This window comes from Streptomyces sp. NPDC025784 (genome assembly GCF_055558435.1).
The window spans coordinates 227,639-252,008 of sequence record NZ_JBVHMN010000007.1 but is presented as its reverse complement, the minus strand read 5'-3'; the positions used below and the strand labels follow the sequence as shown (position 1 = coordinate 252,008).

Below are 24,370 nucleotides of genomic sequence, written 5' to 3'. Positions count from 1 at the left end.
TGGACGGGAGCAGGACGCACACAGGCACACGCACGGGCGACAGGGACGGGCGCCGGCACGACCAGGGGTGAGGGGGCCGCATGACCAAGAGGGACACACCGCCCCGCTGGGACCGCAAGATGCAGCAGCGGCTCGCACGCGGGGAGGCCGCGGCGCTCGGTGAGCTCTACGACCGGTTCGCTTCGCTCGTGCACGGTCTGGCCCACCGCGTACTCGGAGACGAGCGCGCGGCCGACGCGATCACCCGCGAGGTCTTCACCCACGTCTGGGAGAACCCCGAGACGTACGACCCCGGACAGGGCCCGCTGCGCTCCTGGGTGGCCACGCTCACCCACCGCCTCGCCGTCCAGCGACTGCGGGTGAACGAGACCGCCGCCCTCGCCCGGGGCGGTCACGGCACCACCGAGGAGCTGGAGCGGAAGGTGCGCAGCGCGTCCGTCGCGGCCCGCGCGGACTACATCGTGACGTCCATGCCGGCCCCGCTGCGGGCCGCGCTGGAGCTCGCGTACTTCCAGCGCCGGGACTATCGCCAGGCCGCCGCCGACCTGGGCGTCACCGAGGACGAGGCCCGCCGCAGGCTCCGTCTCGGGCTCCAGCTCCTGTCCACCGCCCACGACGCCGGCCCCACCGGCGCCCCGCCCGAATACGGGGGTGCGCGGTGAACGGACGAGCCGACCGGTTCGAGGCCTTCGACGAGCACGAAGCCCACGGGCCCGACGCATACGGGCACGACGGACGCGACGGACACGACGCGCTCGAAGCGCACGCCGCACACGACGGAGGCGACGACCGGGAAGAGGCCCCCGACAGCAGTCCCTGGGAGGACACGCCCGACGAGCGGACGGACGCCGGGCCCGGCACGGACGCCGGGGCGCCGGCGCACGACGGGCCCGGCTCCCCCGCGGGCGGCGGCTCCGACGGTCCGGGCGGCCCCGGCTCCCCGGAGCACGGCGAAGCCTCCGGACAACCGGGCGGGCCCCCGCGCATACCGCTGCCCCGCTCCTCCGTCGAGGACACCGGACTCCCGCTGCCCGACCCCGCCACCGCCACCGCCCCGGCGCCGCTCGTCCTCGACCACCGGGTGCTGAAGTCCCTGCTCGGCGCATGGGCGCTGGCCGCCTGCTCGGCGGACGAGACAGTGGCCGTCGAGGAGCATCTCGGGGACTGCGGCTCCTGCGCCGACGAGGCGCTGCGGCTGCGCGAGGCGGTCGGGCTGCTGCACCCGCCCGAGAGCCTCGACCTCGATCCGACGCTGCGCACCCGTGTCCTGGAGAGCTGCCTCGACCGGCGCCCGCCGCGCATCCCGGTGCCCGACTGGGCGGCTCCGTACGACGCCGAGACCGCCCGGCTCGACGCACTGCTCCAGGACATCGGGGGCGCCGAGTGGCACGCGCCGGTGCGGCTGCGCTGGTTCGCCGCCGACCGGCCGGTGAGCCGCCGTACGACGGTCGCCGGGGTCATCGCGCACCTGCTGAGCGTCGACGGGCTCGTCGCGACGGCGCTCGGTCTGGAGGACCCGCTCGGCCCGGCCGTCCCGGAGTCCACGGACCCCGCCACCCCGGAGGGCCGCACCGAGGCGTACTGGCGTGCCTCGCACTTCCCGCCCACCCGGGCCGTGCGCCTGCCCTGGCGGGAGCAGAGCCACCACCTCGTCCGTACGGTGTCGTTCGCCGTCGAGGGGGCGTCGGCGGGCGAGGCCGGGACCGGCTCGGGCGGTCTCACCGTGGCGTACGGCGGCTTCGGGCTGCCGCTGAGCGACGCGATGCTGGACCGGGCCTTCGAGTGCTGGGTCCACGCGGGCGACATCGCGGAGGCCGTCGACTACCCGTACGAGCCGCCCGCCCCCCGGCACCTGCACAAGATGATCGACCTGGCCGCGCGAATGCTGCCCGCCACACTCGCGGGGCGGCGGCGGGCGGGGCTGTCCGGGGCCCCGGCCCGTCATCTGGTCGCCGCGGGGGCGCCGGGGCGCAGCCTGCGCCTGGAGATCGAGGGGTCCGGGGGCGGTGAGTGGATGATCCCGCTCGACTCACCGGGCGCGGTCGGTTCCGCGGAGCGGGAGGTGGCCCATGTCGCGCTGGACGGCGTGGAGTTCTGCCGCCTCGCCGCGGGCCATGTCTCCCCGCAGGAGGCCGCCGCCGGTCAGGACGGCGACCGCGAGGCGATCAGGGACGTGCTCTTCGCCGCGGCGTCACTGAGCCGGATGTAGTCGCCGAGCCGGATGCAGGGGGTGAGACCCCTTGCATCCGGCCCGGGACGCCCCTAGGCGAAGACCACCGTCCGGCGCCCGTTCAGCAGGATCCTGCGCTCCGCGTGCCACTTGACGGCCCGCGCCAGCGCCTGGCACTCCACGTCGCGGCCGATGGCGACCAGCTGGTCGGGCGTCACGTCGTGGCCGACCCGCTCGACCTCCTGCTCGATGATCGGGCCCTCGTCGAGGTCGGCGGTGACGTAGTGCGCGGTCGCGCCGATGAGCTTGACGCCCCGGGCGTGGGCCTGGTGGTAGGGCTTCGCGCCCTTGAAGCTCGGCAGGAAGGAGTGGTGGATGTTGATGATCCGCCCGCTGAGCTGCTTGCACAGATCGTCGGAGAGGACCTGCATGTAGCGGGCCAGCACGACGAGTTCGACGTTCTCGCCGCGGACCAGTTCGAGGAGCTGCGCCTCGGCCTCCGCCTTCGTGTCCTTGGTCACCGGGATGTGGTGGAAGGGGACGTCGTACGACGCCACGAGCTCGGCGAAATCGGTGTGGTTGGAGACCACGGCGGCGATGTCGACGGGCAGTGCGCCGATCCGTGCGCGGAACAGCAGGTCGTTCAGGCAGTGGCCGAACTTGCTGACCATGAGGACGACCCGCATCCGGTCCTCGGCACGGTGGATCTGCCAGTCCATGTGGAAGGAGTCACCGATCGCCGCGAAACTCGCCCGCAGTTTGTCCACGGTCACCGGCGCCTCGGCAGAGAAGTGGACCCGCATGAAGAACAGCCCCGTGTCGTGGTCGCCGAACTGCTGGCTGTCCTCGATGTTGCAGCCGGTCATGAACAGATAGCTCGACACGGCGTGCACGATCCCCTGCTTGTCCGGGCAGGAGAGGATCAGGACGTACTGCTCGGCGGCGGGTGCGGCCCCGCGGACGGACTGCTCATTCATGCAGCACAGGGTCCCATATCAGACCCCCGGAACGGGCAGCCGTCCCGCCACACGGACGCCGTCGGGACGTGGCGGGCGCTAGGCCGAGCGCGTCAGGATGCGCAGCACCTCGAGCGTGCGCGGCGGGGTGTCGGGGTCCTCGCCGTCGCTCGCCGCCAGCCGCACGTGCGCGTCGCGCGCGGCGCGGACGGCCTCCGGCCACGCGTGGTGGTCGAGGTACGCGGAGACCGGCGCGTCGGGCCCGACCTGGTGCATGATCCGCAGCACGCGCAGCACCGCGGTGTCGACGAGGGCCGCCTCCTGGGAGTCCCGGAATATCGTGCCGACGTACTTCTCGGCGGACCAGTTGTCCAGCCAGGTGTCCTCGACCAGGCGGTACACGGCGTCGGTGACGTCCCCGTACCCGTCGATGCCCGCGAGCCAGACGTCACGCTGGAAGGCGGGGTCGGAGAGCATGTGCAGCGCGGAGCGCACATTGCTGCGCCAGCGCCACCACGGCATGTCGTTGAGTGGCATGCCGCCCATGGTGGATGAGCGACGGCCGCGACGGGAAGAGTTCTCCGAACCTTGCACGGTCATCGATCGTACGTTCCCCGCGAAATCCGGATCACCGGCCCCCGTAATTCACCTCTGCGTCACCTTTCGTTGACCACGGGTCACTCGAGGGTTAGTGATGTGACGGAATCGTGCGTGTCCATGACCGGCAGTCGGCGTACGCGCACCAGCTCCTCCGTCCTCCCCCGGCCCCTGAGGGCCACGCTGCTGTCCGCGGGCGCGCTGGCCGCGTGTGCGTCGATCGCCGTCGGATGCGGGGTCATCCCTGGTGCCACGGGGGGTTCCGGGGACGACTCCGTCACCGTCATGACCTGGGCGCCCGAGAAGACCTCGGCGACCAACAAACCCGGCATGCCCGCCATGGCGAAGGCCTACGCCCGCTGGGTCAACGCGCACGGCGGGATCAACGGCCACCCGCTCAAGGTCCTCACCTGCAACGACCACAACGACGCCGTGTTCGCCGCGCAGTGCGCGCAGCGCGCGGCGGAGGAGAACGTCGTCGCGGTCGTCGGCTCCTACAGCCAGCACAGCCGGGACTTCCTCGCTCCGCTGGAGAGCGCGGGCATCCCGTACATCGGCGGCTACGGCGTCACCGACGACGAGTTCACCAGCCCGCTGTCCTACCCCGTCAACGGTGGCGAGCCCGCGCTGCTGGCCGGGCTCGGCGAACAGCTCGCCAAGAACTGCGGTCCGGTCGCGCTGATCCGTCCCGACACCATCGCCGGCGACCAGCTCCCGGTGCTGCTCGACTCGGGCCTGAAGTCGCGGGCCCACTCGGCCGCGGCGGACCAGCGGGCCGCCGAGGACGCGACGGAGTACGCACGGCAGACGCAGCAGGCGCTCACCCACGCCACCTCCGACCCCGGCGAGCGGGGCTGTGTGGTGCCCGCGCTCGGCGACCGCACGGACACCTTCATGGACTCCTTCCGGCGCGACCGCCAGAACTATCCGAAGGTGAGCACGGGCACGGTGCTCGGCAGCGTCGACCAGTCGCTGATCGACGCCACGGGCGGCAGGTCCGGCCCGTACGAGGGCTCCTACGTCACCGGCTGGTACCCGACCTCGAACGACTCCCGCTGGGACCAGATGCGCTCCGTGATCAAGGAGCAGGCCTTCGGCGACAACCGGATCGACCCCGCGGACGCCGGAGTGCAGACCACCTGGATCGCGTACACCGTGCTGAAGGCGGTCATCGCGTCGCTCGGCGACGAGAAGGTGACCTCACTGGCCGTCCGGCGCGCCCTCGACAACGGACTGAAGGTGACCACGGGCGGGCTCACCCCGACGCTCAGCTGGCGCTTCGAGGACCTGATCGCGGCCGTCGACTTCCCGCGCCTGGTCAACGCCGACGTCACCTTCCAGGTGGTACGCCAGGGTCTGCTGACCCCGGAGCGGCGCGGGTTCGTGAACGTGTCCCGGACGCTGGAGAACGCGGACTGAGATCACCCGCGCCCTCCCACGATCAGGGACGGCTCACAGCTGGATCCGCGTCCGCTGCGTCAGTCCGTACTTGGAGGCGATGGAGTTCCACAGCCGGGCGGCCTTCTCCTTCTCCGCGGAGGCCGTGCCGCTGGCCCGGGTGGCCGCCTGGGTCTGCCCGGTCTCGCGGGCATGGCCCTTGCGGCAGCCCTTCTTGCCGGCCACCTGGTCGGCCCAGGCCGCGTAGTGGCTGTCGGCCGACTGGGAGGCCTTCCAGGCGTTGGTGAGCGCGGTGGACAGCGCGGCGTGGTTCGGGAGCTTGTCCATGGACAGCGCGCCGAGCCGGGTGACCAGCTCGCCCCGCTGCTTGGCCGCGTCGCGCAGGTCGCTGGCCGCCTGGTCCAGGTTGTTGCACGCCCGCACGTTCGCCACGGCCTTGATCACCGAGTCACGGCTGTTGCTGCTGTCCGCGAGGAGCTTGTCCAGCTCGACGGCCTGCGCCTTGACCGGGTCCGCGGCCGGCGACGCCGATTGCTGCGTGGCGGGAGCCGTCGCCGACACGGTCTTGCTGCCGTCGTCCTTGGTGTCGGAGTCCCCGCCCCCGCTGAGCAGCGCACCGGCGCCGACACCGAGCACGGCGATGCCGATGCCGATGGCCGCGATCACCGGGATGCGCGAGCCGCTGCGCCCGCCGCGGCCGCCGCCCTCCTCGACGTCGGGGGTGCCGCCGCGCCGCGCGGCGGCCCGGCCGCCCGGGGCGGGTGACGCGTACGGGGCCTGCGCGCCGTACGGGGCCCGCTGGGCGGAGGGGTCGAAGCGCGGCATCTGCTGCGTCGACGCCGACCCCTCCGGCTCGCTGCGGAAGAGGTTGTCGAACTCCGCCGGGGGCTGCCGGTCCTCCGGCCCGCCCGGGCGTATGCCGTACGGCTCCGACCCGGGCTGTGCGGGAACGGGGGCGATGAACTGGGTGGCCTCGGCGTCCGGGTGTCCACCGGTGGGCAGCGGCCCGGCGGGGCCGCCCTGCGGCGCCCGGCCGAGGAACTGCGTGGCGTCGCCGGCCGGCATCTCGGGCGGCAGTGCCCCCGGGGCGACCGGCGGGATGAACTGGGTGGCGCCCTCGTCGGGCGTGGCGGGGACGGGCGGGATGAACTGGGTCGCTCCCTCGTCACCGGCCGGGGCGGGCGGCATGTGAGGTATGTACTGCGTGGCGCCGTCCATGGCAGCCGGCAGCAGCGGCGCGGAGGCCGGAGCCCCGGGGGTGCCGTAGCCATCCGTGGCCTGCGGGAGAGCGGCGCCGGGGTTGCCGTACCCGCCCGTTTGCTGCGGGAGAGCCGCGCCGGGGTTGCCGTACCCGCCCGTTTCCTGCGGGAGGGCGGTGCCGGGGTGCTGCACCGGGGGCGGGTAACCGTACCCGCTGCCCGCGTGCGCGCCCGGCACCTGCGGAGCGGCGCCGCCCGGCACTCCGAAGGGGGCCTGCGCGCCCTCGGGCGGCAGCGGGCCCGCATCGGCCGGCGGCTGCGGCGTGAATCCGTGCGGCTGCTGAGCCGCGTGCGCGCCGGAGGCGGCCCAGCCCTGGGAGGAGTCGGATGTGCCCCAGCCGGAGGCGGGCGCGGACGGTGCCGGCGGCTCGGCGGCTCCCCATGCCCGGGCGTCGCCCTCGGGCGCCCCCCAGCCCTCGGCGCTGCCCGGCGCGGGCGCGGCCGACTGGTCCGGGCCCCATGGCCGGCCCCAGGCCTGACCGCCCGCCGGGGTCGCGGCGTCGCCCGCCGTACCGGGCAGCAGGGGCGCGCCGCCGTCGGAGGGCAGCACGATGCCTTCGCGCGCGGGCCGCGCCGAGGGCTCCTCGCCCTGTCCGCTCTGCGTCACCGGGACTCCTACGAATGGGGGACCTTCGGAATCGTCGGCTCACGCTACCGGGTCCCCACAACCCGGTGCCACGCAGCACGGGACGTGACGCCCGCCCCCTGTGACCCGGGTAACGAATCCGTCCCGCGCGGCGCTGTTTACGGCTCCCTTCTTCACCGCCGCGTCCGTTTCCCCACCGTTCACGCCCGTGCGGACCGTGCGTTCATGTCGTCCGCACGCCCCGCCCCCGGGCTCAGGCCGCGGCCTGGAGGTCCATGCGCGCGCCGAACTCCCGCACCACCGGCTCGTCCCGGTACGGCTCCAGCCGCTGCTGGAGGTCGTCGAGATACTCCGCACCCCGGTTGGAACGCAGCGTGCCCAGCAGCTCCACGGCGCGCATCCCGGTGTGGCAGGCCTGCTCCACCTCGCGCTGCTGCACCTGCGCCGTGGCGAGCAGCACATAGCCGATCGCCCTGCGCCGGGCCCGCGACTCGGGGTGCCCGGCGAGGGACTCCTCCGCGCACCGCGCCGCCGCCTCCGCCTGCCCCAGGTCGCGGTGGCAGTGCGCCAGCTCGTCGGCGAGATAGGCCTCGTCGAAGTGCGCGATCCATGTCGGGTCGTCCCCGGAGGCCGCGTCCGCACCCTCCAGTGCGGTCACCGCGCGCCCGGACGCCAGCTGAGCGGCGCGCGCGTCGCCCATCAGCGCGTGCCCGCGCGCCTCCGCGGCGTGGAACATCGACTCGGCGCGGGGCGTCACCCGCCCCCGCGCGCCCTCCTGCGCGGCGCGCGCCAGCTGCGCGATCTCACGCGGATTGCCGAGCTGTGCGGCCAGATGGCTCATGGACGCGGCGAGCACATAGCCGCCGTACCCGCGGTCGCCTGCCGCCTGGGCGAGTCGCAGGGCCTGGATGTAGTAGCGCTGGGCGAGCCCCGGCTGGCCGGTGTCGACGGCCATGTACCCGGCGAGTTCCGTCAGCCGTGAGACCGCGGCGAACAGGTCGCGCCCGACCGCCTCCCGGTAGGAGCCGGCGAGCAGTCCGGACACCACGCTGTTGAGGTAGTGCACGACCACCGGGCGCACATGCCCGCTGCCGTACTGGTGGTCCAGGTCGACGAGCGCCTGGGTCATCGCACGGACCGCCGCCACGTCCGAGAGCCCGACCCGCGGGCCCGCCGAACGCGCCACCTGCGCGTCCGGCGCGGAGATCAGCCAGTCCCGGCTCGGTTCGACGAGCGCGGAGGCGGCGACCGAGGAGCCGGACAGGAAGTCCCGTCGTCCCACGTCGCTGCGCCACAGTTCGCAGACCTGCTCGATGGCGCCCAGTACGGTCGGCGAGAACTGGAGGCCCACGCCGGACGCGAGGTTCTTGCCGTTGGCCATGCCGATCTCGTCGATCGTGACCGTGCGGCCCAGCTTGCGTCCGAGCGCTTCCGCGATGATCGCCGGGGCCCTCCCGCGCGGCTGCTGTCCGCGCAGCCAGCGCGCCACGGACGTCTTGTCGTAGCGCAGATCGAGACCGTGTTCCGCGCCGCACATGTTGACCCGGCGCGCGAGCCCCGCATTGGAACAGCCCGCTTCCTGGATGAGCGCCTGGAGCCGTTCGTTCGGCTGCCTGGCGATGAGAGGCCTTGCGGCCATGGCGTACCCCCTGCTCTCCGGCGGTTCGCCTCCGGAGCGTGCCGACCGGTGCCGAGTGGGCGATCGCGCGCGGGCCCCGCGGGCCCTTGCGCGTCGCCCCTCGCACCGGCACGCCCCTTCGACTCACCCGCCCGTGGCTGCGGTGCCTGCCCACGCACCGACTTGACGTGTCTTCAGCGGCCGACCGCACCGAAAGAAGTCGGCCAGGAAGATCAATGCCCCGCAGACATGCCGAAGATGCGAGACATGTGAGGTTTGCCGGGGTAAAGGCGGTTGCCGACCCCACCGCTGCCTACCCACTCCCCGCGGTCGTTCCTCCCGCGCGCCCCCACACGTGCATCCATGCGCCCCAGACGCGGAATCGATGCTCCTCCCCCGCGCGTGTGTCCCCCGTAACCCGAGGTGGACCCGGGAGTTGAGTTCCACGTGGAAAAGACCATGGCAGGCACCGAGTCCGCACACATCCCCCAGCAGCGTGGCGAAACGCTGCAGGAAACCGCCATGCGCTATGCCGATGAACGCCACTGGGACGTGGTCCCGGGCACCTGGCTGGAAGCCGTCGACGGGGTGCAGCACTGCTCCTGCGGCGAGCCCGCGTGCGCCTCACCCGGCGCGCACCCGGCGCGCGAGGACTGGGCGACTCAGGCGACGGGCAGTGCGACCGTCGCGCGCCGACTGTGGTCGAAGCAGCCGACGGCCTCGATCCTGCTGCCCACGGGGCGGACGTTCGACGCGATCGACGTCCCGGAGACGGCCGGTTTCCTCGCCCTGGCCCGCATGGAGCGCATGGAGCTGACCCTCGGTCCGGTCACCTGCACCCCGGACCGCCGCATGCATTTCTTCGTGCTCCCGGGTGCCGCCGCGAAGGTCCCCGACCTGGTGCGGAAGCTGGGCTGGCCGGCCGCCTCCCTCGATCTGCTGGCGCTCGGCGAGGGCTCGTACGTGCCCGCACCGCCCACCCGTTTCGGTTCCCGCGGCGCCGTGCAGTGGGCCCGCCGCCCCACGCCCGCCAACCGGTGGCTCCCGGACGCGGAGGAGCTCATCTCGCCCCTGACGTACGCGTGCGGACGGGACCGGTAGCACCGCCGACCGCCTTGCCCGCCACCGCCGTTCGGCGTCGGCGGGCGCACGGCCGTCCGCGGTCGCCTCACCCACGTAGGGTTCTCGCATGACCGAGGGAGCAGGGGCCGGTGTGCCCGCCGTACGCGTACAGGGGCTCTGGAAACGGTTCGGGGAACAGATCGCCGTCGCGGGGATCGATCTGGAGCTGCCCGCGGGCCGGTTCATCGGGCTCGTCGGCCCGAACGGGGCCGGCAAGACCACCACGCTGTCCATGGTGACCGGGCTGCTCAGGCCTGACCAGGGCACCGTCGAGGTCGTCGGCCACGACGTGTGGCGCGACCCGGTGGAGGTGAAGGCGCGCATCGGCGTGCTGCCCGAGGGGCTGCGGCTGTTCGAACGGCTCTCGGGGCGCGAACTCCTCGCCTACACGGGCCGGCTGCGCGGTCTGCCCGGCGCCGAGGTCGACAAGCGCGCCACCCAGCTCCTCGACGTGCTCGACCTCGCGGGCTCCCAGCACAAACTCGTCGTCGACTACTCGACCGGCATGCGCAAGAAGATCGGCCTGGCCTGCGCCCTCCTGCACAACCCGGAGATCCTCTTCCTCGACGAGCCGTTCGAGGGCGTCGACCCCGTCTCCGCGCAGACGATCCGCGGTGTCCTGGAGCGCTACACCGGCTCCGGCGCCACAGTCGTGTTCTCCTCCCATGTGATGGAGCTGGTGGAGTCGCTGTGCGACTGGGTCGCCGTGATGGCCGCGGGGCGCATCCGCGCGCACGGCCCGCTCACCGAGGTCCGCGGCGGCGCGCCCTCCCTCCAGGAAGCCTTCCTCGAACTGGTCGGCGCGCAGGGCCGCACCGCCGGAGCCGATCTGGACTGGCTGGGCGGCGGGGCACGATGAGCGCCGCCACGGGTGTCCCGTCCGCGTCGATCACCCCCGTCGTCGTACGGCTGAAGCTGTCGCTGCTGCGCAACGGGCTGCGCCAGTCGGCCGGCCGGCGGGCCGCGTACATCTCCTCGGTCGTCCTCGTCCTGCTCTTCGCCGCCCTTCAGCTGATCGGCCTGATCGCGCTGCGCGGCAACGCGCACGCCCTCGCCGTCGCCCTGCTGCTGGTGGCGCTGCTCGCGCTCGGCTGGGCCGTGATGCCGCTGTTCTTCCCCAGCGGCGACGAGACCCTCGACCCGACGCGCCTGGTGATGCTGCCGCTGCGTCCGCGCCCGCTGGTACGGGCGTTGCTGGCGGCCTCCCTGGTCGGCGTCGGGCCCCTCTTCACGCTCTGTCTGCTGCTCGGCTCGGTGCTCTCCGTCGCGCACGGCGCGGCGGCGTACGTCACCGCCGTCGTCGCCGTGGCCGTCGCCCTCCTCGTCTCCGTGGCCCTCGCACGGGCCGTCGCCGCCGCCAACATCCGGCTGCTGTCCAGCCGCAAGGGCCGTGATCTGGCGGTGCTCAGCGGTCTGGTGGTCGCGGTCGGCGCGCAGCTGGTCAACTTCGGTGCGCAGCGGCTCGGTTCGGCGGGCGGTCTGTCGCAGCTCGACCCCGTGGCGGACGTACTGCGCTGGGTGCCGCCCGCCTCCGCGATCGGCGCGGTGGACTCGGTGAGCGACGGATCGTACGCGACCGGCATGGTCCAACTGCTGCTGGCTGTGGCCGCCTTGGCGGGGCTGCTGGCACTGTGGTCCCGGCATCTGACCCGTCTGATGACCTCGCCGGACGGTTCGACCCTCCGGGCGGCCGAGCCGGCCGCGCGGGAGAAGGGGGGGTCGGGAGCGGCCCGACTGCTGCCGTCCGGGCGCACCGGGACCGTCATGGAGCGCAGCCTGCGTTATGTGTGGCGCGATCCGAAGACCAAGGCGGCATGGGTGACGTCGCTGGCCATCGGGCTGATCGTGCCGGTGTTCAACGCTCTCCAGGGCACCGGTTCGATCTACTTCGCGTGCTTCGCCGCGGGGATGCTCGGCATCCAGATGTACAACCAGTTCGGGCAGGACACGTCCGCGTTCTGGATCGTCGCGATGACGATCTCGTCCACCCGGGACGCGTACGTCGAGCTGCGCGGGCGTGCGCTGGCGCTGCTGGTGATCACCCTGCCGTACGCGACGCTCGTGACCGTCCTGACGACGGCGATGCTCGGCGACTGGCCGAAGCTGCCGGAGGTGCTCGGTCTGTCCTTCGCGCTGCTCGGCGCGATGCTGGCGACCGGCGCGTGGTCCTCGGCGCGCTTCCCGTACTCGATCCCGCAGGAGGGCTACAAGAACGTGGCCCCGGGGCAGGCGGGCCTCGCCTGGATCTCCGTCGTCGGCGGCATGGTCTCGGCGGCGCTGCTCGCGGCCCCCGTCATCGCGCTCACCATCTGGCTGAACGTGACGTCGGGCGGCGACGACTGGAGCTGGCTGGTGCTGCCGCTGGGCGCCGGATACGGGGCCCTTGTCACGGAGCTGGGACTGCGGATGGCGGCACCGCGGACGGCAGGGCGACTGCCGGAGATACTGGCGGCGGTCAGCAAGGGCTGAGCCACGGGCCGGTCCCGGCTACGGATCCCGCGGATCAGGGACCGTCGCGGGGACCTGGCGGCGGGCCGGCGCCAGGCATCCGGAAGGGGCCCCGCCCACCCCGGACGGCGGACCCGGACGGCGGACCCGGACGGCGGCGCCGGACAACGAGCCGGCGCGGGACCTAGACGGTGAGGACGCCGTCGAGGAACGGCTCGATGGCCGCGCGCCAGGCCTCCGGCTGGTCGTAGTGCACGAGGTGCCCGGCGTCGGCCACCTCCGCGTACTGGCCGCGCGGCAGGACACGGACCATCTCCTGGGACTCGGCCCGGCCCAGTTCGCCGTCGAGGCCCCGGACGACCAGGGCGGGGCACCGGACCTGCGCGAGCTCCTCCCAGTGGGCGTCGTACACCCAGGTCTGGCGGGACTTGAGCATCTGCTCCGGTTCGAAGACCGGGCGCCAGCCCTCCGGGGACTCATGCATCACTTCGGCGTAGAACTCGCCGCGGGACGGGTTGGGGCGCTCCACCCAGGGGTCGTCCTCACCGAACCACTTCCGCACGTCGGCGAGGGTCGCGAAGGGCACGGGCCAGGCCTTGAACCAGTCCTCCCACTCGCGCTGGGACGCGGCCCCGAGCGCGGAGGCCCGCATGTCGCAGATGATCACTCCGCGGACGAGGTCGGGGCGCTTGGCGGCGAGCTGCCAGGCGGTCAGCGCGCCCATGGCATGGCCGATCAGGACGGCGGGGGCGAGACCGAGCTGTTCGAGAGCGGCCTCGGCGTCCTCCACATAGGCCTCGCGGGTGTACTCCGCCTCCGGCGGCTTGTCGCTCTGACCGTGGCCGCGCTGGTCGAGCGCGACGGCACGGTGCCGCTCGGAGAGCCAGCGGGCGGTGGACGCCCAGTGCGAGGCACGGCCCATGAGGCCGTGCAGTAACAGCACGCCGGGCGACTCCTCCGAAGCCCTGGGCGGGTCTGTCTTCGGCGGGTCGGCGAACTCCCAGGCGGCGAGGCGTACGCCGCCCGTTCCCCTCACGTCGATGCGCCGCACCATCGGGCACCCCCCTAGCTCGCTCGGACCGGCTCACTCCCGCTCGAACCGGCCGGTCCACTCGTACCGCTTCCTGCTGGTGTGCTGCTCTACATGTACCCCTGACGCACCGCCACGTTATCGAATGGGGTTTCGAAAATGGGCCTCCTGGCTGCAACACCCCTCATTCGAGTGACCATGTCCCAGGATTGACCGCCGCCGCCGAGGGGAGATCTTCAGCGGGAGGCGGACCGCTCGGGGAAACCGGTCCGAGGGGATTGACCCTGAGAGCTCGGGGCTCCGGGTCAGCACAGGGGAGGACAGGCCCCGGCGCCATGCGGCGCCGGGGCCCTCTCCACGACTACGGCACATCCTTGCGCCCCCTCCCCGACCGCGCACCATCGCTCTCGGACACGGTCAAGAGCCCTCAGGTCATATGCCTCACGCGACAGCCTCGCACGCATACGGTCCCGCCGCTGCGATTCCGCACACTGAATCTTGGTTTCGGTGGGATCGCGGAGACGCCACAACTGCCCCTGGTACCGCGGAAGTTGACATGTCCCAAGCGGATCGGCCGGAATGCGCGGTACACGGGACGGCGTGCGCCCGGGAACCGGCGCGGGACCGGCCGATGCCGTCCCCGCGCCGGCCCCCGGGAGCTGCCCCTCGCGGGTACCGGTCGCGCCGGCGCCTGCGGTGGGCGGCGCGGGCGGCCCGTCACGGGCACGGGCCCCGGAGCGCCGCCCAGGACGCGGGCGCTAGCGCTTGGCGACGAACACGTGGGAGGCGACGTCCGCCTCCAGCTCGGCGGCCTCACCGCCGCTGCCCACGAGGACCCCGCCCGCCGACTCGGTCACGCTCACCACGGAGCCGGGCTGCACGCCCGCGCGCCGCAGCGTGTACATCAGCTGCGCGTCCGTCTGGATCGGCTCGCCGATCCGGCGGACCACCACGGTCTTGCCGTCCATGCCCGGGTCGAGCTCGGACAGGGACACCATGCCCTCGTCCAGGAACGGGTCTGCGCCGTCCTTCTCGCCGAGCTCCTCCAGGCCGGGGATCGGGTTGCCGTACGGCGACTCGGTCGGGTGGCGCAGCAGTTCCAGGACGCGCCGCTCGACGGCCTCGCTCATCACGTGTTCCCAGCGACACGCCTCGGCGTGCACCTGCTCCCACTCCAGACCGATCACGTCGACGAGCAGGCACTCCGCGAGACGGTGCTTGCGCATCACCCGGGTGGCCAGCCGCCGCCCTTCCTCGGTGAGTTCCAGATGGCGGTCGCTGGCGACCGCCACCAGGCCGTCGCGCTCCATGCGCGCCACCGTCTGGCTGACCGTGGGGCCGCTCTGGTCGAGCCGCTCCGCGATCCGGGCGCGCATGGGGACCACGCCTTCCTCCTCGAGTTCGAGGATGGTGCGGAGATACATCTCCGTGGTGTCGATCAGTCCGGACATTCGTGCCCCTCGATTAGCTCTGCCGGAGACTCGACGGCCCACCGGCGTGTGCGCTGGCCCTGAACTCAATTCTGACGCATACCACTGACAACCGTGCCCGGCCGTCGAAACCGGGCGGTCGAGCCTGCCCGCAGCGGCCGTGCGGACACGGAACGGGCCGGAGCGACGAACCCGCCCGGACGGGCGGGCGTTGTTGACAGCGCAGTGGTCCAGACCGCAACGTGATCCGCGACACGACAGGAGTACGGCCGTACCGGGACTCCGGTTCAGCCGCCCTTCGGCCGTGCGCGTCGACCCCGACGATACGACGAGACGTGGAAAGGGCTTCGCCGATGAGCGACAGCAAGTTGGCCGGGCAGTTCTTCGACGCCGCGATCGGCCTGCTCCAGCGGGTACGGGACGAGGACGCCGCGGACATCGAGGCGGCCGGCACCCTGATCGCCGACACCGTCGCGGACGGCGGGCGGCTGTTCGCCTTCGGAGCCGGGCACTCCTCGCTCGCCGCGCAGGACGTCGTGTACCGCGCGGGCGGCCTCGCCCTGATGAACCTGCTCACCGTGCCGGGGGTCGTGGGCGTCGACGTCATGCCCGCCACGCTCGGCTCCGCCCTGGAGCGGGTCGACGGGCTGGCGAGCGCGGTCCTCGACTGCAGCCCGCTGCGCTCCGGCGACCTGCTCGTGATCATCTCGCTGTCCGGCCGCAACGCGCTCCCGGTGGAGATGGCCATGAACGCCCGCGCGCTGGGGGTGAAGGTCATCGGCGTCACCTCGGTCGCCTACGCCACCGAGACGACGTCACGGCACGTCTCGGGCACCTATCTGAAGGACCACTGCGACGTGGTCCTCGACTCGAAGATCGCGGTCGGTGACGCGGAACTCGCCCTCGACGCGATCGAGGCCCCCTTCGCCCCCGCGTCCACCGTGGTGACCACGGCCCTGCTCCAGGCCGTCATGGCGACGGCGGCGGGCACCCTGGCCGGCCGCGGCATCGAGCCGCCCCTGCTGCGCTCGGGCAACGTGGACGGCGGCCACGACTGGAACAACCGGGTGATGACGGAGTACGGGGACCGGATCTTCTACCGGCGCTGACCCGGCCCGCCGGAGCCCCGGGACGGCCCGCCACGGGTACCGCCGCGGCCCGGCGGCCGCCGGGCCGTGGGCGGGCGGTCCCGAGGCGGGCCCGGCAGCCCTGGGAGCCTCCCGGCAGTTCCAGGACCCGTCTCCTGCGGGCGCGCACGGGCGGCGGGACCGGGCCCTACTCGCTCCCCACGGGACCGGCGCTCCCCAGCAGTCCCTCCAGGTCCAGCGCCATCGCGATCCGTACGGCCACGTCCTCCGCGTACGTGGCGTCCGCGCGCTCGAACTGGCTGCGTCCCGCGCCCCGCAGGAACGTCACGACGCCCAGGGTCCGTCCCCGGCTGCGCAGCACCACGCACAGCGCGTGCACCGAGTCCGGCGGCCACTGGCGGGCCACGGCCCACTCGCGTGCCTGCTCGGTCCCGGCGGCACCCGCGCTGGCCCGTACGGACCCGGCGCGGTCCACGCACTGGAGCGCGGGATGCCCGTCCCCGTAGCGCACGGGCAGTCCCGCCTTGCCGGTCGGCATGCTCGGACCAGGTGCCCCCGAGGGCGTGGCCGCGGCCCTGACGAGCCGGACGGGGCCTTCCCCGTCGCGCAGCGAGCCGCCCGCCACCCGGTCGATCAGCGCGTGGTCGGCGAAGCCGGCGAGCGCGAAGTCGAGGTGGACGGTGGCGGCCTCCGCCGGGTCCTCGCACTCGGCGGCGGCCCGCGCCGCCCGGTGCAGCTGGATGGCGCGGAAGCGCAGCTGAGCCGCCTCCTGCTCGGCCTGCTTGGCCTCCGTCACGTCCTGGAAGAGCCATCCCACGCCGAGCGGTACGGGCTCCTCGGCGAGCGGCGAGGCGAGGCGCAGGAAGCCGCTGCGCCAGCAGCGCCGCTTCTCGCCCTCCGGGGTCCGCAGGCTCACCCACATCTCCGCGGGCGCGGGCGGGGCGCCCTCGGCGAGCACATGGGTGAGCGCGCCCTCCAGGTCCTCGACGCCCTGGGAGAGCAGCTCTCCGAGGGGGCGGCCGAGCAGGGACGTACGGCCGGTCCCGAGGGCTCGCGCGGCGTGGGCGTTGACGACGGCGGGCCGCAGGTCGGCGTCGACGAGGACGACGCCCCAGCTGGCGTCCTCGAACAGCGCCTCGCTGAGCGCGATGGACCGTTCGAGGTCGATCTGGGCGTGCACCTCGCTGAAGGCGCAGTACACGCCGGCGGGCTTGCCGTCCGGTCCGCGCACGGCGGCGGACTGGGTGCGCACCAGCACCCGGCCGCCCTCCTTGGTCAGCAGGGCGAACTCGTGGACCTGCCGTCCGGGTGCCTGCATGGCGGACAGCAGCCGCGCCTCGACCTCCTCGGCGTCCGCGGTGCGCACCGCCCATCCGGCGAACCCGTGCCGGCCGACGGCCTCGGCGGCGGTCCAGCCCAGGATGCGCTCGGCCTCACGGTTCCAATGGGTGACGACGCCGTCGGCGTCGAAGGCACACAGCGCCGCGTCCATCCCGTCCAACAGCGCGGCAAGCAGATCCGAACCGTCCCGCTCGGGCTCGTCGGGCCCCAGCTCGTCGGTGGTCCCACTACGCCGGGAAGCACTCACCTGGACCCCCTGCAGGCTGTGTGTCCGCACGTACGGCGCGACAGTTCACTCACTGGCAATCATTCAACTCGAACGTGACCCAGCCCACATCGCCTTCCCCAAAGATTGGACGAAATCGTTGTACGCCGGATTTCCGTCCCGCCCGCCCCGGAAACCCATGACTTTCCCGGCCACCGCACCGGGCCTGCGGGAACGTCCCGCACGGGCGCCGCGGACACTTTCCAAAAAAACGGTTGAAGCGTGCGGGATCGGTTCCTAGTGTGTGGTGCACACGAGAAGGGAGGTGGTTCGGCAGATGTATGGAAACCGGACGCGTGAGGTGGCTGCGGGCTAGCGGCCCGTCACCACATCCAGTGCGGTGCCGGACCAGCACGTGAATCGAGCGTGCAGCCGGCCCCAATCCCAAGCAGTCACCCGACCTGTGGGCTCGCCGGTACGTCCGGCCGGCTCCTCCGCCGCGAGGCGGAGGGACCCGAGCCCACAGGTCGTCTGCGTTCCACGGGGCGTTCCGCGCCCGGCACCCGCGTCCGCGGTGCCGCCGGAGCCGCGCTCCACGCCCGCCCCGGGCGATTTCACGGCGTGTGAGGCGGGACACACCCGTATCCGAAGGCCCGCAGTACTCTTGGGCCATGCTTCCGATGCTCGTTCGACGCCGCCACGTGGACTTCGTGCGCGTCACGAGCATGGGCTGTCGGCGCTCTGCCTGACCCAGCCCCTCTTCGCACGGCCTCCTCTTCCATTTGGCACCCGTGGCCCCCGCCCCACCCCCGGCGGCCGCCCGGGCACCCGTACACCCTGCGGACGCACCCATGACGACGTACACGTCTTCCCCGAACCACCGCCTGCCCGGGCCGCAGCACGGCTCCCGGCAGCTTCCGATCATCGATCTGTCCGCGGCCGAGCGCGGACCCCAGGCCCGTGCCCTGCTGCACGCGCAGCTGCACAGCGCAGCCCACGACGTGGGCTTCTTCCAGCTCGTCGGGCACGGGGTGAGCGAGGAGGAGACCGGCGCGCTGCTGCGGGCGATGCACCGGTTCTTCGCCCTCCCCGAAGCCGACCGGCTCGCCCTCGACAACGTGAACTCGCCGCATTTCCGCGGCTACACCCGCACCGGCGACGAGCGCACGGGCGGCAGCCGGGACTGGCGCGACCAGCTGGACATAGGGGCCGAGCGGGCCCCGCACGTGCCGGGCCCCGGCGAGCCCGCCTACTGGTGGCTCCAGGGCCCGAACCAGTGGCCCGCGGCCCTGCCCGAGCTGCGCACCGCGGCGCTCGCCTGGATCGACCGGCTGAGCTCGGTCGCCGAGCGGCTGCTGCGCGAGCTGCTGACCGCGATCGGGGCTCCGGCCGGCTTCTACGACCCGGTCTTCGGGGAGCGGGCGCACCCGCACCTGAAGCTCGTGCGCTACCCCGGGAGCGCCGGGGACGGCGCCGATCAGGGGGTCGGCGCGCACAAGGACTACGGCTTCCTGACGCTGCTGCTCCAGGACCAGGTCGGCGGGCTCCAGGTGCAGCGGGAGGACGGGCTGTTCCACGACGTGCCGCCGCTGCCGGGCGCGTTCGTCGTCAACCTGGGCGAGCTGCTGGAGGTGGCCACGAACGGGTACCTGCTGGCCACCAACCACCGGGTGGTGAGTCCCGCCGGGGCCACCGAGCGGTTCTCGGTGCCGTTCTTCTACAACCCCCGGCTGGACGCCCGGGTCGAGCCGCTGCCCTTCCCGTACGCGTCCGCCGCCCCCGGTGTGACGACGGACCCGGACAACCCGCTCTTCGCGGAGTACGGCTTCAACGAGCTGAAGGGGAAGCTGCGCGCCCACCCGCTGGTCGCCGCCCGTCATCACGCGGAGCTGCTCACCCCCGCGTGACGACCGGCGTGCGAGTGGGGCCCGGAGCCCCTCAGTGCGCGATGTCCTCGTAGCCGACGATCTCCTGCGGGCCGCGCGCGGCGGGGCCCACGTAGCGCGCGGAGGGGCGCACCAGGCGGCCCGTGCGCTTCTGCTCCAGGATGTGCGCCGACCAGCCGGCGGTGCGGGCGCACGTGAACATCGAGGTGAACATGTGCGCCGGGACCTCGGCGAAGTCGAGCATGATGGCGGCCCAGAACTCGACGTTCGTCGCCAGGACGCGGTCCGGGCGGCGGGCGTGGAGCTCGGCCAGGGCCGCCTTCTCCAGGGCCTCGGCGATCTCGAAGCGCGGGGCACCGAGGTCGCGGGCGGTACGCCGGAGCACCCGCGCGCGGGGGTCCTCGGCGCGGTACACCCGGTGGCCGAAGCCCATCAGGCGCTCGCCCTTGTCGAGGGCCTGCTTGACGTAGGCCTCGGCGTCCCCGGTGCGTTCGATCTCCTCGATCATGCCGAGGACGCGGGAGGGCGCGCCGCCGTGCAGCGGCCCGGACATCGCGCCGACCGCCCCGGAGAGCGCCGCCGCCACGTCCGCGCCGGTGGACGCGATGACGCGGGCCGTGAAGGTGGAGGCGTTCATGCCGTGCTCCGCCGCCGACGTCCAGTAGGCGTCCACGGCAGCGACGTGCTTGGGGTCGGGCTCGCCGCGCCAACGGATCATGAACCGTTCGACCACGGAGTGGGCCTTGTCGATCTCGCTCTGCGGGACCATGGGCAGGCCCTGGCCGCGGGCGGACTGGGCGACGTACGACAGCGCCATGACGGCGGCGCGGGCGAGGTCGTCGCGGGCCTGCTCCTCGTCGATGTCGAGGAGGGGTTTGAGGCCCCAGACGGGGGCGAGCATCGCGAGTGCGGACTGCACGTCGACGCGGATGTCGCCGGAGTGGACGGGGATGGGGAACGGCTCGGCGGGCGGCAGGCCGGGGTTGAAGGCGCCGTCGACGAGGAGACCCCACACGTTCCCGAACGAGACGTGGCCGACCAGGTCCTCGATGTCGACGCCCCGGTACCGGAGTGCGCCGCCCTCCTTGTCCGGTTCGGCGATCTCCGTTTCGAACGCGACGACTCCTTCGAGTCCGGGTACGAAGTCGGACATCAGGCGGCTCCTCGTGACGTGTGCGACAGATGGCGGTGTGGGGGTGTACGGCACGTACGGGGTGTACGTGGGTTCGCGCGACCATGTGTCAGGCGTGGACGACAGGGCGACGGTCGATGGTCGTTCGACCGGCCGGTCCGGTTCCACGGTCGGCGGCGAAGACTCCGGGCGATTCCCGAAAGATCTCGGAAGTCGTCCGAACAGCCCTCTGCGACTCGCGGTCCGAAGCGGTCTCACCCCGGTGATGCCCCGTGCGGCTGGCGGTCATCCAACCGGAACGGCAGCAGCACGATATCCCCGGGTGCCACCTTTGGGGAGGGTGTGCGGCACTCAGTGCCACGCAGTGATGAACCACACTCCTTCCCGGGGAGGGCCGCGTATACGGCAAGATGACCGCGTGAACGATCGTTTCCCGGACGACTCCGCCGCCGAACCCCTCGTCCAGCGTGCCGCCGAAGCCGCGGACGCCTCCGAGGAGGAGCTGGCCGTCGACCCCGCCGCGATGCGCGCGCACTACCGCGCCGAGGGCCTCACCGAGGACGATGTCGCGGCACACCCCATGGATCAGTTCGGCCACTGGTTCCGGCAGGCCGCGCAGGCGGCGGTGCACGGCTTCGTGCACGAACCGAACGCGATGGTCGTCGCGACGGCGGACGCCGACGGCCGGCCGAGCTCCCGCACCGTGCTGCTCAAGCAGTACGACGAGCAGGGCTTCGTCTTCTACACCAACTACGGCTCGCGCAAGGCCCGCGAGCTGGCCGAGAACCCGTACGTGTCGCTGCTCTTCCCGTGGCACCCCATGGCCCGGCAGGTGATCGTCACCGGCACCGCGCGGCGCACCGCCCGGGACGAGACCGCGGCGTACTTCCGCACCCGCCCGCACGGCTCGCAGCTGGGCGCCTGGGCCAGCGAGCAGTCCTCGGTCATCGCCTCGCGGGACGAACTGGAGTCCTCTTACGCGCAGTTGAGCGCCCGGTACCCGGAGGGCGAGCAGGTCCCGGTGCCGCCGAACTGGGGCGGTTTCCGCGTCGCCCCGCAGGCCGTCGAGTTCTGGCAGGGCCGTGAGAACCGGCTCCACGACCGGCTCCGCTACGTGGCCGAAGCGGACGGCAGCTGGCGGGTGGAGCGCCTCAGCCCCTGAGGGACGGGCCGGGGCCCGGGGCTCCGGCCCGCGGCCTCAGTCCAGCGCCTGCTCCATCAGTGCTCCCCACTGCTCCACCACCCGCGCCCGCCGCGCCCCGTCGTCGGTGAGGAGGTTGGCGAGGCCGAGACCGCGGGCCATGTCGAGCAGGCCCTGCACCGTCTCGCGCACGCCCGGCCGGGACTCGTCGGCGCCCAGCAGGTCGACCGCGATGCGATGGCTCTCCCGGCCGACGCGGGCCTCCAGCTCGGTGACCCGCGTCCGCAGCTGGTCCTCGTTCGACGCGGCGACCCACAGATGCAGGGCGGCGCGGAAGAGCGGCCCGGTGTAGAGGTCGACGAGGGCTGCCACCACGACGCGGCGGTCGACGGCGCCGTCCGGGAAGAGGGCGCGCAGGGCGGTGGAACGCTCCTCGGCGACGTACTCGACGGCCGCGGTGAACAGGTCCTCGCGGGTGGGGAAGTGGTGCTGGGCGGCGCCCCGGGAGACACCGGCGCGCTCGGCGACGACGGAGACCGTGGAGCCCGCCCAGCCGTGTTCGGCGAGGCAGGCCACGGCGGCTTCCAGGAGCCGCTGCCGGGTGGCCCGGCTGCGGTCCTGCTTGGGGACATGCGGAAGACGCCCGACGTGTTCCGTCGTGCTCACACCACCCATGCGGCATCCCGTCGTTCGAGGAAGGCGGTCATCCCCTCGGCGGCCTGCGCGGAGGAGAACAGCCGGGCCGAGAGCGCGGTCAGCCCGCCCGCGTCCCGGTCGAAGGTCTCCAGCACCTTAGCCGTGAGCAGCGCCTTGGTCTCGGCGAGAGCCTGGGGCGAGGACCGGCGCAGACCGTCGAGGACCGGGGCGAGCACCTCGTCGGCGTCGGGGCCGGCGGCCGTCAGCAGACCGGTGCGGACCGCCTCGGCGGCGTCGAAGCGTTCGCCGGTGAGGTAGTGACGGGCGAGGGCGCGCGGGTCGGTGCGGGGCAGCAGGGTGAGGGAGATCACGGCGGGTGCGACGCCGATGCGCACCTCCGTGAAGGCGAAGCTCGCCCCCTCTCCCGCGACCGCGATGTCGCAGGCGCCGAGCAGGCCGAGCCCGCCCGCCCGCACATGGCCGGTCACCCGGGCCACCACGGGCTTGGGCAGCTCGACGATCTGCCGCAGCAGTGCGACGAGGGCGTCCGGGTGCGGCGGGTCGCGCAGGTCGGCGCCCGCGCAGAAGGTGTTCCCGGTGTGGGTGAGGACGACGGCGCGCACGCCGTCGTCCTTGCCGCACCGGGTGAGCGCGTCGGCGAGTTCGCCCACGAGGACGGCCGACAGGGCGTTGCGGTTGGCGGGCGAGTCGAGGGTCAGCGTGGTGACGGCGCGGTCGTGTGCCGCGTGCACGACGGTCATGAGAGGCTCCGCAGCTGACGGCGCAGGATCTTCCCGGACGCGGCCCGGGGGACCCCGTCGACGAAGGTGACCATGCGGACCCGCTTGTACGGGGCGACGCGTTCGGCGACGTGCATCATGACCTCGCCCTCGGTGAGGTCCGGTGCGGACGGCTGGCGCACCACGAAGGCGTGCGGGACTTCGTTGTTGTCTTCGTTGTAGACCCCTATGACGGCGGCATCGGCGATGCAGGGGTGGGTGAGCAGCAGCGCCTCCAGTTCGGCGGGCGCGACCTGGAAGCCCTTGTACTTGATGAGTTCCTTGACGCGGTCGACGACGAAGAGCCAGCCGTCGGCGTCGACATGGCCGACGTCCCCGGTGTGCAGCCAGCCGTCCGCGTCGATCATCGCGGCGGTGGCGTCGGGGTGCCCGAGGTAGCCCTTCATGACCTGGGGTCCGCGGATGGTGATCTCGCCGGCCTCGCCGACGCCCAGGTCCTTGGCGGGGTCGTCCAGGGAGACGATCCGCATCTCGGTGCCGGCTATCAGCTTGCCGACGGTCCCGGGCGGCGGGTTCTCGGCGTCCAGGGGGACGACGTGCGTGCCGGGCGACAGTTCCGTCATGCCGTACGCCTGGCCGACGGGCGGCAGTCCGAGCCGCTGCGAACAGGCGGCGGCCAGGGCGGCGTCCAGCGGCGCGGCCGAGCAGATGATGTATTTCAGGGACGACAGGTCGTACTGCGCTACGGCCGGGTGCTTGGCGAGGGCCAGGACGATCGGCGGGGCCACGTACAGACCGGTGATGTGGTGCTTCTGGATGGCCGCGAGGAAGGTGTCCAGGTCGAAGCGCGGCAGCACGACGACGGTGGCGCCCTGCCTCAGGGGCGCGTTCATGAGGGCGGTGAGCCCGTAGATGTGGAAGAAGGGCAGCACGGCGAGGATGCGGTCGCCGGTGCCCATCGGCATGCACGGCGAGAGCTGTGCGAGGTTGGTGGCGATGGACCGGTGGGTGAGCATCACGCCCTTGGGGACACCCGTCGTGCCCGAGGAGTACGGCAGTGCCGCGACGTCCTCGACGGGGTCGATGTCCACCTCGGGCTCGGGCGCCGTGCTGCCGAGCAGCTCGATCAGCGAACGGTGCCCCGGCGCCTGGTCGCAGACGAAGATCTCCCGTACCCCGCCCGCGAGTTCGGCCGCCTGGCGGGCGGTCTCCAGAAGCGGCGACACGGTCACGATCCAGCTCGCCGCGCTGTCGCGCAGCTGCTTGGCGAACTCCTCGGCCGTGGCGAGCGGGTGCACCGTGGTGACCGAGGCCCCGGCGCGCGTGGCCGCGTAGAACGCCGTGGGGAAGGCGATGGTGTTGGGGCTGTGCAGGGCCAGCACGTCGCCCTTGCGGACGCCGGCCTCGGCGAACGCGGCGGCCAGCCGGCGGTGGAAGTGGTCGAGTTGGCCGTAGGTGAGCGTGGTGCCGTCGACGCCGTCGACGAGCGCGGGCGTGTCGCCGCGCTCGGCGGCACCGCCGAGGACGGCCTCGTGGATGGGTTGCTCGACGGCCGGGACGTCTGCGTACTCGCTGCGGAACACGGTT

20 protein-coding genes are annotated in these 24,370 nt (G+C 73.0%); 9 read left to right on the top strand and 11 right to left on the bottom strand.

Annotation, left to right across the window (positions count from 1 at the left end):
* The first annotated feature begins 80 nt into the window (after positions 1-80).
* Both ACZ4IF_RS18430 and ACZ4IF_RS18425 read left to right on the top strand, forming a co-directional pair.
* Positions 81-662, top strand: coding sequence for a sigma-70 family RNA polymerase sigma factor (locus ACZ4IF_RS18430; RefSeq protein ID WP_467564051.1), 582 nt, complete (start codon positions 81-83; stop codon positions 660-662).
* Positions 659-2,209: a zf-HC2 domain-containing protein gene (locus ACZ4IF_RS18425; RefSeq protein WP_467564049.1), complete on the top strand. Its 1,551-nt coding sequence runs from the start codon at positions 659-661 to the stop codon at positions 2,207-2,209. Before ACZ4IF_RS18430 ends, ACZ4IF_RS18425 begins: the two co-directional genes overlap by 4 nt.
* A gap of 53 nt (positions 2,210-2,262) precedes the next feature.
* Here ACZ4IF_RS18425 and purU read toward each other — a convergent pair whose 3' ends face one another.
* Together purU and ACZ4IF_RS18415 are read right to left on the bottom strand one after the other, a co-directional pair.
* The gene (gene purU, locus ACZ4IF_RS18420; RefSeq protein WP_028802804.1) at positions 2,263-3,147 is read right to left on the bottom strand and encodes a formyltetrahydrofolate deformylase; all 885 of its coding nucleotides are present in this window, start codon (positions 3,145-3,147) and stop codon (positions 2,263-2,265) included.
* A 78-nt stretch (positions 3,148-3,225) separates the two neighbouring features.
* Entirely contained in the window at positions 3,226-3,726 is a 501-nt protein-coding gene (locus ACZ4IF_RS18415; RefSeq protein ID WP_359488536.1) for an SCO4402 family protein, read from the bottom strand.
* Positions 3,727-3,843: 117 nt separating this feature from the next.
* On the opposite strand from ACZ4IF_RS18415, the gene ACZ4IF_RS18410 reads away from it, so the two are divergent.
* Positions 3,844-5,142: an ABC transporter substrate-binding protein gene (locus ACZ4IF_RS18410; protein WP_467564046.1), complete on the top strand. Its 1,299-nt coding sequence runs from the start codon at positions 3,844-3,846 to the stop codon at positions 5,140-5,142.
* Between the two features lie 33 nt (positions 5,143-5,175).
* On the opposite strand, the gene ACZ4IF_RS18405 is transcribed toward ACZ4IF_RS18410, so the two are convergent.
* Both ACZ4IF_RS18405 and ACZ4IF_RS18400 read right to left on the bottom strand, forming a co-directional pair.
* Positions 5,176-6,987 carry a hypothetical protein gene (locus ACZ4IF_RS18405; RefSeq protein ID WP_467564044.1) on the bottom strand — a complete coding sequence of 604 codons (1,812 nt, stop codon included), beginning with the start codon at positions 6,985-6,987 and terminating at the stop codon, positions 5,176-5,178.
* A gap of 232 nt (positions 6,988-7,219) precedes the next feature.
* Positions 7,220-8,605 carry a transcriptional regulator gene (locus ACZ4IF_RS18400; RefSeq protein ID WP_095935048.1) on the bottom strand — a complete coding sequence of 462 codons (1,386 nt, stop codon included), beginning with the start codon at positions 8,603-8,605 and terminating at the stop codon, positions 7,220-7,222.
* Between the two features lie 438 nt (positions 8,606-9,043).
* Here ACZ4IF_RS18400 and ACZ4IF_RS18395 point away from each other — a divergent pair, with 438 nt between their 5' ends.
* The 3 genes from ACZ4IF_RS18395 to ACZ4IF_RS18385 all read left to right on the top strand — a co-directional run bounded on the left by ACZ4IF_RS18395 (position 9,044) and on the right by ACZ4IF_RS18385 (position 12,175).
* Positions 9,044-9,685, top strand: a complete 642-nt coding sequence (locus ACZ4IF_RS18395) for a bifunctional DNA primase/polymerase (protein ID WP_467564042.1) — start codon at positions 9,044-9,046, stop codon at positions 9,683-9,685.
* A gap of 88 nt (positions 9,686-9,773) precedes the next feature.
* Entirely contained in the window at positions 9,774-10,565 is a 792-nt protein-coding gene (locus tag ACZ4IF_RS18390; protein ID WP_467564040.1) for an ABC transporter ATP-binding protein, read from the top strand.
* On the top strand, positions 10,562-12,175 hold the full coding sequence (locus ACZ4IF_RS18385) for a transporter (RefSeq protein ID WP_467564038.1): 1,614 nt from the start codon (positions 10,562-10,564) through the stop codon (positions 12,173-12,175). The genes ACZ4IF_RS18390 and ACZ4IF_RS18385 overlap by 4 nt, the downstream gene beginning before the upstream one ends.
* Positions 12,176-12,338: 163 nt before the next feature.
* On the opposite strand, the gene ACZ4IF_RS18380 is transcribed toward ACZ4IF_RS18385, so the two are convergent.
* A complete protein-coding gene (locus tag ACZ4IF_RS18380) occupies positions 12,339-13,208 on the bottom strand; it encodes an alpha/beta fold hydrolase (RefSeq protein ID WP_467564036.1) in 870 nt (289 codons plus the stop codon).
* 734 nt (positions 13,209-13,942) lie between these two features.
* A complete protein-coding gene (locus ACZ4IF_RS18375) occupies positions 13,943-14,635 on the bottom strand; it encodes a metal-dependent transcriptional regulator (RefSeq protein WP_028802813.1) in 693 nt (230 codons plus the stop codon).
* Positions 14,636-14,967: 332 nt separating this feature from the next.
* Between ACZ4IF_RS18375 and ACZ4IF_RS18370 the strand changes: the two genes are divergently transcribed.
* Complete coding sequence (locus tag ACZ4IF_RS18370; RefSeq protein WP_467564034.1) at positions 14,968-15,723, top strand: SIS domain-containing protein; 756 nt, start codon at positions 14,968-14,970, stop codon at positions 15,721-15,723.
* A 166-nt stretch (positions 15,724-15,889) separates the two neighbouring features.
* Here the strand turns inward: ACZ4IF_RS18370 and ACZ4IF_RS18365 are convergent, their stop codons facing one another.
* Entirely contained in the window at positions 15,890-17,290 is a 1,401-nt protein-coding gene (locus ACZ4IF_RS18365) for a PAS domain-containing protein (protein ID WP_467564032.1), read from the bottom strand.
* Between the two features lie 809 nt (positions 17,291-18,099).
* Between ACZ4IF_RS18365 and ACZ4IF_RS18360 the strand changes: the two genes are divergently transcribed.
* Positions 18,100-19,155, top strand: coding sequence for an isopenicillin N synthase family dioxygenase (locus ACZ4IF_RS18360; RefSeq protein ID WP_467564030.1), 1,056 nt, complete (start codon positions 18,100-18,102; stop codon positions 19,153-19,155).
* A 31-nt stretch (positions 19,156-19,186) separates the two neighbouring features.
* On the opposite strand, the gene ACZ4IF_RS18355 is transcribed toward ACZ4IF_RS18360, so the two are convergent.
* Positions 19,187-20,287, bottom strand: a complete 1,101-nt coding sequence (locus ACZ4IF_RS18355) for a citrate synthase 2 (RefSeq protein WP_359488553.1) — start codon at positions 20,285-20,287, stop codon at positions 19,187-19,189.
* Positions 20,288-20,789: 502 nt separating this feature from the next.
* Between ACZ4IF_RS18355 and pdxH the strand changes: the two genes are divergently transcribed.
* Entirely contained in the window at positions 20,790-21,428 is a 639-nt protein-coding gene (gene pdxH, locus ACZ4IF_RS18350; RefSeq protein WP_467564295.1) for a pyridoxamine 5'-phosphate oxidase, read from the top strand.
* 36 nt (positions 21,429-21,464) lie between these two features.
* Here pdxH and ACZ4IF_RS18345 read toward each other — a convergent pair whose 3' ends face one another.
* From ACZ4IF_RS18345 to ACZ4IF_RS18335, 3 genes are read right to left on the bottom strand one after another with little or no spacing between them, the layout of a single operon-like run.
* Entirely contained in the window at positions 21,465-22,082 is a 618-nt protein-coding gene (locus ACZ4IF_RS18345) for a TetR/AcrR family transcriptional regulator (RefSeq protein ID WP_359488555.1), read from the bottom strand.
* Positions 22,070-22,804 (bottom strand): enoyl-CoA hydratase family protein, encoded by a 735-nt coding sequence (locus ACZ4IF_RS18340; protein ID WP_467564027.1) that lies wholly within the window; start codon positions 22,802-22,804, stop codon positions 22,070-22,072. Before ACZ4IF_RS18340 ends, ACZ4IF_RS18345 begins: the two co-directional genes overlap by 13 nt.
* A complete protein-coding gene (locus ACZ4IF_RS18335) occupies positions 22,801-24,366 on the bottom strand; it encodes a 4-coumarate--CoA ligase family protein (RefSeq protein ID WP_467564025.1) in 1,566 nt (521 codons plus the stop codon). The genes ACZ4IF_RS18340 and ACZ4IF_RS18335 overlap by 4 nt, the downstream gene beginning before the upstream one ends.
* Positions 24,367-24,370: the final 4 nt, after the last annotated feature.

Bases quoted from the DNA above. Each gene is read 5' to 3' on its own strand.
- ACZ4IF_RS18430 (WP_467564051.1), top strand. From the start codon at position 81: ATGACCAAGAGGGACACACCGCCCCGCTGGGACCGCAAGATGCAGCAG.
- purU (WP_028802804.1), bottom strand. From the start codon at position 3,147: ATGAATGAGCAGTCCGTCCGCGGGGCCGCACCCGCCGCCGAGCAGTAC.
- ACZ4IF_RS18415 (WP_359488536.1), bottom strand. From the start codon at position 3,726: ATGACCGTGCAAGGTTCGGAGAACTCTTCCCGTCGCGGCCGTCGCTCA.
- ACZ4IF_RS18410 (WP_467564046.1), top strand. From the start codon at position 3,844: ATGACCGGCAGTCGGCGTACGCGCACCAGCTCCTCCGTCCTCCCCCGG.
- ACZ4IF_RS18400 (WP_095935048.1), bottom strand. From the start codon at position 8,605: ATGGCCGCAAGGCCTCTCATCGCCAGGCAGCCGAACGAACGGCTCCAG.
- ACZ4IF_RS18395 (WP_467564042.1), top strand. From the start codon at position 9,044: ATGGCAGGCACCGAGTCCGCACACATCCCCCAGCAGCGTGGCGAAACG.
- ACZ4IF_RS18390 (WP_467564040.1), top strand. From the start codon at position 9,774: ATGACCGAGGGAGCAGGGGCCGGTGTGCCCGCCGTACGCGTACAGGGG.
- ACZ4IF_RS18385 (WP_467564038.1), top strand. From the start codon at position 10,562: ATGAGCGCCGCCACGGGTGTCCCGTCCGCGTCGATCACCCCCGTCGTC.
- ACZ4IF_RS18380 (WP_467564036.1), bottom strand. From the start codon at position 13,208: ATGGTGCGGCGCATCGACGTGAGGGGAACGGGCGGCGTACGCCTCGCC.
- ACZ4IF_RS18375 (WP_028802813.1), bottom strand. From the start codon at position 14,635: ATGTCCGGACTGATCGACACCACGGAGATGTATCTCCGCACCATCCTC.
- ACZ4IF_RS18370 (WP_467564034.1), top strand. From the start codon at position 14,968: ATGAGCGACAGCAAGTTGGCCGGGCAGTTCTTCGACGCCGCGATCGGC.
- ACZ4IF_RS18360 (WP_467564030.1), top strand. From the start codon at position 18,100: ATGACGACGTACACGTCTTCCCCGAACCACCGCCTGCCCGGGCCGCAG.
- ACZ4IF_RS18355 (WP_359488553.1), bottom strand. From the start codon at position 20,287: ATGTCCGACTTCGTACCCGGACTCGAAGGAGTCGTCGCGTTCGAAACG.
- pdxH (WP_467564295.1), top strand. From the start codon at position 20,790: ATGCGCGCGCACTACCGCGCCGAGGGCCTCACCGAGGACGATGTCGCG.
- ACZ4IF_RS18345 (WP_359488555.1), bottom strand. From the start codon at position 22,082: ATGGGTGGTGTGAGCACGACGGAACACGTCGGGCGTCTTCCGCATGTC.
- ACZ4IF_RS18340 (WP_467564027.1), bottom strand. From the start codon at position 22,804: ATGACCGTCGTGCACGCGGCACACGACCGCGCCGTCACCACGCTGACC.